Consider the following 10,333-nt stretch of genomic DNA (forward strand, 5'->3'; position numbering starts at 1 on the left):
TTGGAGGAAATGAAGATGAAAATAGCAGTAACTTATGATAATGGAGAAGTATTTCAGCATTTTGGAAGAACAGAAAATTTTAAAGTGTATGAAGTGGAAGATAATAAGGTTGTTTCCAGTGAAGTGATCGGTTCCAACGGAAGCGGTCATGGTGCACTTGCCGGACTTCTTGCCGGACAGGATATCGATGTACTCATCTGCGGCGGAATCGGCGGCGGAGCACAGGCAGCACTTACGGAAGCCGGAATTGAGTTAGTGGCAGGAGCCGAAGGAAATACAGATGAGGTCGTGGAGGCTTATTTAAGAGGTGAACTTGTGTCTACAGGTTCCAACTGCAACCACCATGACCATGAAGAAGGTCATTCCTGTGGAGAACATGGATGCGGCGGACATTCCTGCGGCGGTGGATGCGGAAGTGTTCAGTTGACACTTGAAGGAAAGAATGCGGGAAAAACATGTCGTGTTCATTACAAAGGCACATTTAATGATGGTGTACAGTTCGATTCTTCTTATGACAGAGGGGAACCTTTAGAATTCGTATGCGGTGCGGGCATGATGATTAAAGGGTTTGATGCGGCTGTTGTTGATATGGAAGTGGGACAGGTTGTTGATATCCATCTTATGCCGGAAGAAGCTTATGGCATGCCGGATCCAAGTGCGGTTATGACATTTGAAATCGCACAGCTTCCGGGATCTGAAAATTTAACGGTTGGTCAGCAGGTATATCTGACAAATCCTATGGGACAGCCATTTCCTGTAAAAGTTGCAGCGAAGGATGATACAACGATCACATTGGATGCAAATCATGAGATGGCCGGAAAAGAGCTGAACTTCAGAATTGAGCTCGTTAGTGTGCAGTAGGATCAGAAAAGGACGTTTATTCAATGAGAAAATTAGCATTAAGTGATGATATTTTATTAAAAATTGAGAAGCCGGCAAGGTATCTTGGAAATGAATATAATGCGGTCTATAAAGATCCTGCATCCGTCGATATTCGTTTTGCGATGTGTTTCCCGGATGTGTATGAAATCGGCATGTCTTATCTGGGTATTCAGATTATTTATGATATGCTGAATAAACGGGAGGATGTGTACTGCGAACGTTTATATTCGCCATGGATGGATCTGGATGCGGTCATGCGTGAACGCAATATTCCCCTGTTTGCATTAGAATCCCAGGATCCGGTGAAGAATTTTGATTTTCTTGCGATGACCCTTCAGTATGAAATGTGTTATACCAATGTTCTTCAGATCCTGGATCTTTGCCAGATTCCTTTAAAGGCATCGGAACGAACACTGGAACATCCTTTTGTCATCGGAGGCGGTCCATGTGCCTATAATCCTGAGCCTCTGGCAGATTTTTTTGATATTTTCTATATCGGCGAGGGTGAAACCGTTTATTATGAGTTGATGGATTGCTATAAGGCCTGGAAAAAACGCGGCGGAAGCAGGGAGGAATTCCTTAAAGAAGCAGCTAAAATTCCAGGTTTATATGTGCCGTCACTTTATAAGGTGTCTTATCTTTCAGATGGAAGAATCGCCTCCTTTGAACCTGTGGAAGAGGGTATTCCTGAAAAGATTAAAAAACAGGTTGTTACGGATCTGAGTGATACTTATTATCCATCCAAACCGGTCGTTCCTTTCATTAAAGTAACCCAGGACCGGGTTGTGCTTGAGATTCAGCGCGGATGTATACGCGGCTGTCGTTTTTGTCAGGCCGGCAATGTTTACCGTCCAAACAGAGAACGTGATCTGGAATTTTTAAAGAAATATGCCCATGATATGCTTATATCCACAGGACATGAGGAGATTTCTTTAAGTTCTTTAAGTTCCAGTGATTATTCGAAACTTGAAGAGCTGACGACCTATCTGATTGAAGAGTTTGGCAAAAAGATGAAAGTCAATATATCCCTTCCTTCACTTCGTATTGATGCTTTTTCACTGGATGTCATGAGTCAGGTACAGGATGTGAAGAAGAGCAGTCTCACATTTGCACCGGAGGCGGGATCCCAGAGAATGCGGGATGTGATTAACAAAGGTCTCACTGAAGAAGATATTTTCTCAGGGGCTATGGAAGCTTTTAACGGCGGATGGAACCGGGTTAAGCTTTATTTTATGCTTGGCCTTCCGGGAGAGACGATGGAGGATATCGAGGGTATTGCCAAATTATCCAATGATATTGCGGCTCTTTACTATACAATTCCTAAGGATAAACGTCCGGGAGCCCGTGTGGATGTTGTCTCAAGTACATCTTTCTTCGTTCCAAAGCCATTCACACCGTTCCAGTGGGTAGCTCAGAACACAACGGAAGAGTTTCGTGAAAAACAGCGTTTCTTAAGTCATAAGATGAAAGATCAGTTAAACCGGAAGAGTATGCGCTATAACTGGCATGATTTTGATCTTACAGCTTTAGAAGGATTTTTAGCGCGCGGAGATCGAAAAGTTGGTGAAGTTATTCTCAGGGCTTATAAGAAGGGATGTATGTTTGACTCCTGGTCTGAATATTTTTATTATGACCGCTGGGTTGAGGCTATGAATGAAGCGGGTATTGATCCGGCATTTTATACAGGAAGAGTGCGTGAATATGATGAGATTCTGCCATGGGATTTTATCGATGCAGGGGTGACAAAGGAATTCTTGTGGCGTGAATATGAACAGTCACAGAAGGAACTGGTGACACCAAACTGCCGTATGCAGTGTTCGGGCTGCGGTTGCCGTGTTTACGAGGGAGGTGTATGTTTTGAAGGTGAGAATTAAATTTGAAAAAAGCGGAATTATGCGGTTTATCGGCCATCTGGATATGATGCGTTATTTTCAGAAGGCTTTTCGTCGCTCAGGTATTGATATTCAATATTCTCAGGGATTCAGCCCCCATCAGTTGATCTCTGTTGCGGCTCCCTTAGGTGTGGGGCTTACAAGTACAGGGGAATATATGGATATTGTTATGGGTGAATGTCCGTCTTCAAAGGAGCTTGTCGATCGCATGAATGAACAGATGGTGGAAGGTGTTCGGATTTTAAGTGCGGTTGCTTTGCCGGATAACAGTAAAAATGCCATGTCCATTGTCGATACAGCTGATTACCGTATTTCTTTTCGTGAAAATATGGAGCCGGATTTTGATCTTGCTGAAGCGATTGAAAAGTTTATGAGCCAGAGTGAGATCATGGTGACAAAGAAGACGAAAAAAAGTGAAAAGACAATGGACATTAAACCGATGATCCATACATTGCGGGAAGAAAATGGCACTTGCTTTATGAATGTGGCTACAGGAAGTACTCAGAATTTAAAACCGGAGCAGGTCATGGAGACATTGTATAAATTTATGGATCGGTCTTTTGATCCTTTTGCTTTGTGTATTCATCGTTGTGAAACCTATGGTGCTAATTTTACACCGCTTGAAAAATATGGCGATGTTATGATGTGATTTGAATATGGTAAAAGAAGTAATTATAACAAACTATAAAAAGCAGCATCTGATTGTTTCTATGGAAGATGGAAAAGCGGTTGAGATTTTTCTGAAGTCTCCGGATGAACTTGAGATCGGCGATATTTTTATTGGAAAGGTTAAAAATATCGTCGATAATATACAGGCAGCTTTTGTGGAGATTATGCCTGGGGTCATCGGCTATTATTCGCTGAAATCAAATAAGAACCATCTTTATGCCGGCACAGAGCGAAAGAAGCTCTGTGTCGGAGATGAGATCCTTGTTCAGGTGGAGCGGGGCGGTATTAAAACAAAGTCTTTTGTTTTGACCAGTAAGATTCAATTACAGGGAGAAAATATTGTTTTTCTCGGAAATCAACATTTTATCGGCATATCAAAAAAAATCACTTCCGATGGGGCTCGTGATTCGATTCGTGAACTTGGGCAGGGGCTGATCGGAGATGAGCATAAAGGTATTATTTTCAGAACCAGTGCCGCAAAAGTATCACAGGAACAGATCGTGGAAGAGTATCATTCTTTTGAAGTTTACTATAATAATATTATGTCAACTTATAAAAGACTCACATGCTTTTCCAGAGTCTATTTAAGACCGAGAAACTGGCTGAATTATGTTCATGTATCGGAAGCGGATGATGTACGGATTGTGACGGATCTTCCGGAAATTTATGATTCTGCCAGAGAACTTTATAGCGCATCGGACAGGATTCAATATGATTTTTATGAAGATCCGTCCTATCCTTTAATGAAACTTAAGAGTCTGGAAACCCTGATGGAGCGAGTGACATCAAAAAGAGTATGGCTTCGGTCCGGTGCCTCTCTTGTTATCGAAACGACAGAGGCATTGACATCCATTGATGTGAATACAAGTAAGGCCGAGATGCATAAGAAAGACGAGGAAACCTTTTTCCGGATTAATCTGGAGGCTGCCAGAGAAATATGCCGTCAGATCCGGCTGCGAAATCTTTCAGGGATTATTATTGTAGATTTTATCAATCTGTCAGACAGAGAACATGAGGAACAGCTTCTTTCAGAGCTGACAAAAGAGGCAAGGAAAGATCCGGTTCAGGTGAATGTGATCGACATGACGCCCCTTGGCCTTGTGGAGATGACACGCAAACGGACTTATCGCCCGTTTTACGAACAAATAAGAGAGGTGGCGTCTTATGAATAAAGAAGCCTACGAAAGTCTTATAAGCTGGGCACATGAGAAGCCTGTGCGTGAAAATATGCTGTGCGGTCTTACAAAAGTTCTTCCTATTATATTGGGAGGGATGTATATTATAGCCATCCTTCTTTGTGCGGTTGTATATCCCGTATTGCTCGTCCGTCTTATATTAAGACCATTTTTCTGCTTTCTTACTGTGACAGTTATGCGGCGTATACTGAGTCGGGAGCGGCCCTATGATGTGTATGGTTTTGTGCCGCTTTCTGGTTATCATCCCGGAAAGAAGAACAGTTTTCCAAGTCGACATACGGCCAGTGCCGCGATTATAGCCCTTGAGTTGTTCCATCTGTGGCCGGTTATCGGTTCCCTGGCACTTTTTTTTGCAGCCTGCATGGGAACACTTCGGATTGTTTGTGGAAATCATTTTATTAAAGATGTTATCGGAGGCTTTGTCATCGCATTTATTTTCTATATTCTTTAAAAATAGTATAAAAATATGCATAACAATACGATATTGACAGAAAAATATTGACACAATACAAAAATTATTATATTATTTAAGTAAGAAAAGAACAATTATCAAAAAACAATTCAAGGGGGTTTGGTTATGGGTAAGAATTATATTATCACAATCGGTCGTGAGTATGGCAGTGGCGGCTTTGAGATCGGAAAGAAGCTTGCAGAGAAACTCGGTATTGGATTTTACGACAAGAATCTGATTGATGAAGTTTCCAAAAAGAGCGGTATACATGTTGAAATGCTTCATAAGGCAGATGAAAAGACTGCCAGCCCGTTTACCAATCCGTTGGCTCATCCGGGATATGAAGCAGGTACAGTCAATGATCGCCTTTTCTGGACCCAGTCCGAGATTATCCGAGATATTGCGGATAAAGAATCCTGTGTGATCATGGGAAGATGTGCCGACTTTGTTCTCCGGAATCGTGACAATGTTCTGAAGATTTTTATTCAGGCACCTATGGAGGACAGAATCAAACGCATCTGCGACAAATATCTGATTGATATTCCACTCGAAGCGAAAAAAGAAATCCAGAAAAATGATAAAGTTCGCCGTACATATTATCAGTTCTACACAGATGGAAAATGGGGTTCAAGAGAACGGAAAGATTTGGTCATTAACAGCAGTGTTCTTGGAATTGACGGGACAGTAGATTTTCTTAAAGCTTTTGTTGAACAGAAGTTTGAATTAAAATAGAGTAAACGAACCCCCGTTGCACTATTCTGATTTGGGGCTGCCTTCGGGCAGCTCCTTTTTTTATGAAAATTCAGTTAATTTAATTATTGACAATAAACGACCTGCATGATACAATCATTAAGTGTGCCGCACAGTGAGGTTTTAAGATCTGAAAAGACACCGAAGCTGGCGAGTTTTATTATTAGGAGGTGCCATATGTACGCAATTATAGCAACAGGTGGTAAACAGTACAAAGTATCTGAAGGCGACGTTATCCGCGTTGAAAAACTCGGTATCGAAGCTGGTGAATCCGTTGTATTTGATCAGGTTCTTGTTGTAAGTGGTGATGAAGTAAAGGTTGGTAACCCAACAGTTGCTAATGCTACTGTTTCCGGTACAGTTATGTGTGACGGAAGAGCAAAAAAAGTTATCGTTTACAAATATAAGAGAAAAACCGGATATCACAAAAAGAATGGTCACAGACAGGCGTATACACAGGTTAAGATTGACAAGATCAACGCTTAATTCAGGTAGTAAGTTATGATTTGGGTAACTGTTGTTCGGAATAAGGACAACCAAATCAGAGGATTTCAGGTCTCAGGTCATGCGGGATACGCTGACAGCGGAGAGGACATTGTGTGCAGTGCGGTTTCTGCTCTGACGATCACAACGATCAATGCAATGTCGATGTTTACTTCCCAGTCTTTTGAGACAGATCAGGATGAAGAAGAGGGAAGAATAACGGTTAATTTTACCGAACCTCTGAATCATGACGGGGAACTTTTAATGAATTCTCTGATTCTCGGATTACGAACTATTGAAAATGAGTATAACGGCGAATATATACATGTAGATTTCAGGGAGGTGTAAACGATGTTAAAAATGAACCTTCAGTTTTTCGCTCATAAAAAGGGTGTTGGTTCCACAAAGAACGGTAGAGATTCCGAATCCAAACGTTTAGGAGCGAAAAGAGCAGATGGACAGTTTGTAAAAGCTGGAAATATCCTTTACAGACAGCGTGGTACTAAGATTCATCCAGGCGTTAACGTAGGACGTGGCGGTGATGATACATTATTTGCTTTAGTTGACGGTGTTGTAAGATTTGAAAGAAAAGGTAGAGATAAAAAACAGGTTTCTATCTATCCGGTAGCAGCAAACGAATAATAATGAACAGGGCGACTTCAGATTTTTAGGATTTGAAGTCGTTTTTTCTTAAACAAAACATTTTACAGAAAGGAGGATGCGTGTCATGTTTGTAGATAAAGCGAAGATTTATGTTCGATCCGGTAAAGGCGGCGACGGACATGTAAGTTTCCGAAGAGAATTGTATGTGCCGGCAGGCGGTCCGAACGGCGGTGACGGCGGAAAAGGCGGAGATGTTATTTTTGAAGTTGATAAGGGACTGAATACGCTTACAGATTTTCGTCATATCCGGAAATATGCGGCCGGTGACGGTCAGCCGGGAGGAAAGAACCGCTGTCATGGTGCAGACGGTGAAGATATGATCATAAAAGTTCCGGAAGGAACAATTATTAAAGAAGAAAATTCAGGCCTTGTTGTTGCGGACATGTCCGGCGACACACAGCGTCTTGTCCTTTTAAAAGGCGGACGCGGCGGCAAAGGAAATCAGCACTATGCAACGGCTACGATGCAGGCACCGAAATATGCTCAGCCGGGACAAAAAGCACAGGAATTAAATCTTGTCCTTGAATTAAAAGTGATTGCGGATGTAGGGCTTGTCGGCTTCCCGAATGTGGGAAAATCCACATTTCTTGCGCGGGTGACAAACGCAAAACCAAAGATCGCCAACTATCATTTTACAACTTTGAGCCCGAATCTTGGCGTGGTTGATCTTGATGGAAGCGACGGTTTTGTTATTGCGGATATTCCGGGAATTATCGAAGGGGCATCGGAGGGCGTAGGACTTGGTCATGAGTTCCTTCGCCATATTGAACGTACCCGTGTCATCATTCATATTGTAGATGCAGCCGGTGTTGAGGGAAGAGATCCGATCCGTGATATTCATATGATTAATAAAGAACTTGAAGCCTATAATATAGATCTGGCAAATCGTCCCCAGGTTATCGCTGCAAATAAGATCGATGCCCTCTATGACGGTGAAAATGATGATGCGATCACGCTTTTGAGAGAGGAATTTGAACCGGAAGGCATAAAAGTATTTCCGATTTCCGCTGTCAGCGGAAGAGGTGTGAGAGAACTGCTGTATCATGTCAATAATCTTTTAAAAGAACTGGGAGAAGAAAAGATTACTTTCGAGAGAGAGTTCTTTCCGGAACAGGTTGAGGAAAATCTTCCATTTACCGTATTTAAATCAGAAGAGGAAGAAGATGTATACCATGTGGAAGGCCCAAGAGTTGAGCGTATGCTTGGCTATACAAACCTTGAATCTGAGAAGGGATTTGATTTCTTCCAGAAATTTATGAAGGATAATGGCATTCTTGATGAGCTGGAAGCTCTTGGTATTCAGGACGGCGATACAGTTAAAGTATTTTATCATGAATTTGAATATTATAAATAACAGGAGGTCAGCACGTTGATAAAGAACAGTAAGCAGAGAGCCTATTTAAAAAGTCTTGCTATGACCATTACTCCAATTTTTCAGATTGGAAAGTCAAGTCTTACACCGGAATTAACACAGGCAGTGGACGAAGCATTGGCAGCCAGAGAACTGATCAAGATTTCGGTGCTTCAGAACTGTCTGGATGATCCGAAAGTGATTGCGGATTATCTGAGCGAACGTACCCACTCAGACGTGGTTCAGGTCATTGGCAAGAAGATTGTTTTATATCGTGAAGGAAAAGATAAAAAGAAAAAAATCGTTCTTCCTGAGCGTTAAAGGAGCATGCGGTGAAAAAAGTCGGTATTATGGGCGGAACATTCAATCCGATTCATGTAGGACATCTTATGCTGGCGGAAAATGCTTATGCCTGTGAAAATTTGGATGAGATCTGGTTTATCCCATCAGCAGATCCGCCTCATAAAAAAGAAGAAAATGTATTGAACTATGAATTTCGAAGTCAGATGACAGAACTTGCTATCAGAAACATTCCCTATTTTGTAAAATATGATTTTGAAGCACAGCGTAAAGCGTACAGCTATACCGCAGAGACACTGAGATTATTACAGCAGTTGTATCCGGATAATGAATTTTATTTTATTATGGGTGCAGATTCTCTTTTTCAGATCGAGACATGGTATGAACCTGCAAGTGTCATGGCGAGGGCCGTATTGCTCGTTGCGGTTCGTGATCATCATTCAACTCAGGAGATGAAGAAGAAGATTTCTTATCTGACAGAAAAGTATGATGCCCGGATCCATCTGATGAATATGCCTGAAATTGATATTTCATCCCGAATGATTCGGAATCGTGTGAAAAATCGGGAAACCATTCGATTTTTTGTTCCTGAAGTGGTAAGGGAATATATATTGAATCATCATTTATATGAGGGAGAATAGACAGAAGATGAAATATACAATTGAGGAAATACAGGAAAAACTTCGTAAAAAGTTCAAAGGCAATCGTTTTATCCATACACTGGGTGTTGAATATACATCCGTATGTCTTGCCATGAAATACGGGGCAGACCTTGAAAAGGCTGAATATGCAGGGCTTTTACATGATTGTGCAAAGCAGCTTCCGGAGAAAAAACTCCTTCAGATATGTAAAGATAACGGGGAAGAGATATCGGAAATGGAAGCGTCCAATCCTTTTTTGCTCCATGGAAAAGCGGGAGCCTGTCTGTCAAAAGAAAAGTTCGGAATCGAAGACGAGGAGATTCTGAATGCGATTCGTTTCCATACAACCGGCCGGCCGGCTATGTCTTTGGTGGAAAAGATCATTTTTGTGGCAGATTATATTGAGCCGAATCGGAAGAAGGCGGCACATCTGGGGGAATTGCGTAAGATGGCATTTGAGGATCTGGATGAGACAGTTCTGGCTATACTGGAGCAGACGCTGGATTATCTGGAAGAATCCGGAAAAGAGATCGATCGTCATACGATTGTAACTCGAGACTATTATAAAGAAAGATTGAGGAGTTCAGATCATGAATAATTCAAAAGAAATGACAACATTGGCAATAAAGGCCCTTGAAGATAAAAAGGGAAATGATATTCAGGTCATTGATATCCGTGACGTATCTGTTATTGCTGACTATTTTATTATTGCAAGCGGTACAAATACAAATCAGGTTCAGTCTCTCGCGGATAATGTGGAAGAGACACTCGGTCGTGCGGGTTATGAACCAAGACAGACAGAAGGTTACAACAGTGCATCCTGGATCCTGATGGACTATAATGATATTATTGTTCATATCTTTTCTGAAGAAGATCGTCTTTTCTATGATCTTGAAAGAATCTGGAGAGACGGAAAAATGGTGGATATTCAGGAGTTCAAATAAACAAATTCGAAATAAAAAGAGGAGACAATATCTTATGTATATGAGTATCGTCTCCTCTTTTTGTATCTTACATATCCAGACGAATAAGTCCGATGACTTTTCCGAGGATCT

General features: G+C 41.5%; 14 protein-coding genes. All 14 read left to right on the top strand.

What is annotated here, in order from left to right; genetic code table 11:
• The first annotated feature begins 15 nt into the window (after positions 1-15).
• The 14 genes from QZZ35_RS06900 (at position 16) to rsfS (ending at position 10,222) form a co-directional block, all read left to right on the top strand.
• The gene (locus QZZ35_RS06900; RefSeq protein ID WP_291236730.1) at positions 16-861 is read left to right on the top strand and encodes a NifB/NifX family molybdenum-iron cluster-binding protein; all 846 of its coding nucleotides are present in this window, start codon (positions 16-18) and stop codon (positions 859-861) included.
• A 23-nt stretch (positions 862-884) separates the two neighbouring features.
• Positions 885-2,756, top strand: a complete 1,872-nt coding sequence (locus QZZ35_RS06905; protein ID WP_291236731.1) for a TIGR03960 family B12-binding radical SAM protein — start codon at positions 885-887, stop codon at positions 2,754-2,756.
• A complete protein-coding gene (locus QZZ35_RS06910) occupies positions 2,746-3,423 on the top strand; it encodes a TIGR03936 family radical SAM-associated protein (RefSeq protein ID WP_291236739.1) in 678 nt (225 codons plus the stop codon). The genes QZZ35_RS06905 and QZZ35_RS06910 overlap by 11 nt, the downstream gene beginning before the upstream one ends.
• 7 nt (positions 3,424-3,430) lie before the next feature.
• The gene (locus QZZ35_RS06915; RefSeq protein WP_291236732.1) at positions 3,431-4,615 is read left to right on the top strand and encodes a ribonuclease E/G; all 1,185 of its coding nucleotides are present in this window, start codon (positions 3,431-3,433) and stop codon (positions 4,613-4,615) included.
• Entirely contained in the window at positions 4,608-5,090 is a 483-nt protein-coding gene (locus tag QZZ35_RS06920) for a phosphatase PAP2 family protein (RefSeq protein ID WP_291236733.1), read from the top strand. The genes QZZ35_RS06915 and QZZ35_RS06920 overlap by 8 nt, the downstream gene beginning before the upstream one ends.
• A 126-nt stretch (positions 5,091-5,216) precedes the next feature.
• The gene (locus QZZ35_RS06925; RefSeq protein WP_291236734.1) at positions 5,217-5,822 is read left to right on the top strand and encodes a cytidylate kinase-like family protein; all 606 of its coding nucleotides are present in this window, start codon (positions 5,217-5,219) and stop codon (positions 5,820-5,822) included.
• A gap of 195 nt (positions 5,823-6,017) precedes the next feature.
• Entirely contained in the window at positions 6,018-6,326 is a 309-nt protein-coding gene (gene rplU / locus QZZ35_RS06930) for a 50S ribosomal protein L21 (protein ID WP_291234292.1), read from the top strand.
• 15 nt (positions 6,327-6,341) lie between these two features.
• Positions 6,342-6,671, top strand: coding sequence for a ribosomal-processing cysteine protease Prp (locus tag QZZ35_RS06935; protein WP_291234293.1), 330 nt, complete (start codon positions 6,342-6,344; stop codon positions 6,669-6,671).
• A gap of 3 nt (positions 6,672-6,674) precedes the next feature.
• A complete protein-coding gene (rpmA, locus tag QZZ35_RS06940; protein ID WP_132087072.1) occupies positions 6,675-6,965 on the top strand; it encodes a 50S ribosomal protein L27 in 291 nt (96 codons plus the stop codon).
• Between the two features lie 85 nt (positions 6,966-7,050).
• Positions 7,051-8,340, top strand: coding sequence for a GTPase ObgE (obgE, locus tag QZZ35_RS06945; RefSeq protein WP_291236735.1), 1,290 nt, complete (start codon positions 7,051-7,053; stop codon positions 8,338-8,340).
• A 15-nt stretch (positions 8,341-8,355) separates the two neighbouring features.
• Positions 8,356-8,658, top strand: coding sequence for a ribosome assembly RNA-binding protein YhbY (gene yhbY / locus QZZ35_RS06950; RefSeq protein ID WP_291234295.1), 303 nt, complete (start codon positions 8,356-8,358; stop codon positions 8,656-8,658).
• Between the two features lie 11 nt (positions 8,659-8,669).
• Positions 8,670-9,278, top strand: coding sequence for a nicotinate-nucleotide adenylyltransferase (nadD, locus tag QZZ35_RS06955; RefSeq protein WP_291236736.1), 609 nt, complete (start codon positions 8,670-8,672; stop codon positions 9,276-9,278).
• A gap of 7 nt (positions 9,279-9,285) precedes the next feature.
• On the top strand, positions 9,286-9,876 hold the full coding sequence (gene yqeK / locus QZZ35_RS06960; protein WP_291236737.1) for a bis(5'-nucleosyl)-tetraphosphatase (symmetrical) YqeK: 591 nt from the start codon (positions 9,286-9,288) through the stop codon (positions 9,874-9,876).
• Positions 9,869-10,222, top strand: a complete 354-nt coding sequence (gene rsfS / locus QZZ35_RS06965; protein WP_291236738.1) for a ribosome silencing factor — start codon at positions 9,869-9,871, stop codon at positions 10,220-10,222. The genes yqeK and rsfS overlap by 8 nt, the downstream gene beginning before the upstream one ends.
• Positions 10,223-10,333 lie beyond the last annotated feature (111 nt).

The organism is Frisingicoccus sp., from assembly GCA_016298055.1.
In the GTDB taxonomy this organism is placed as follows: Bacteria; Bacillota; Clostridia; order Lachnospirales; family Lachnospiraceae; genus Frisingicoccus.

Coding starts and splice junctions, on each gene's coding strand:
- QZZ35_RS06905 (WP_291236731.1), top strand. CDS start 885: ATGAGAAAATTAGCATTAAGTGATGATATTTTATTAAAAATTGAGAAG.
- rsfS (WP_291236738.1), top strand. CDS start 9,869: ATGAATAATTCAAAAGAAATGACAACATTGGCAATAAAGGCCCTTGAA.
- QZZ35_RS06935 (WP_291234293.1), top strand. CDS start 6,342: ATGATTTGGGTAACTGTTGTTCGGAATAAGGACAACCAAATCAGAGGA.
- QZZ35_RS06900 (WP_291236730.1), top strand. CDS start 16: ATGAAAATAGCAGTAACTTATGATAATGGAGAAGTATTTCAGCATTTT.
- QZZ35_RS06915 (WP_291236732.1), top strand. CDS start 3,431: ATGGTAAAAGAAGTAATTATAACAAACTATAAAAAGCAGCATCTGATT.
- QZZ35_RS06925 (WP_291236734.1), top strand. CDS start 5,217: ATGGGTAAGAATTATATTATCACAATCGGTCGTGAGTATGGCAGTGGC.
- rpmA (WP_132087072.1), top strand. CDS start 6,675: ATGTTAAAAATGAACCTTCAGTTTTTCGCTCATAAAAAGGGTGTTGGT.
- rplU (WP_291234292.1), top strand. CDS start 6,018: ATGTACGCAATTATAGCAACAGGTGGTAAACAGTACAAAGTATCTGAA.
- obgE (WP_291236735.1), top strand. CDS start 7,051: ATGTTTGTAGATAAAGCGAAGATTTATGTTCGATCCGGTAAAGGCGGC.
- QZZ35_RS06920 (WP_291236733.1), top strand. CDS start 4,608: ATGAATAAAGAAGCCTACGAAAGTCTTATAAGCTGGGCACATGAGAAG.
- yqeK (WP_291236737.1), top strand. CDS start 9,286: ATGAAATATACAATTGAGGAAATACAGGAAAAACTTCGTAAAAAGTTC.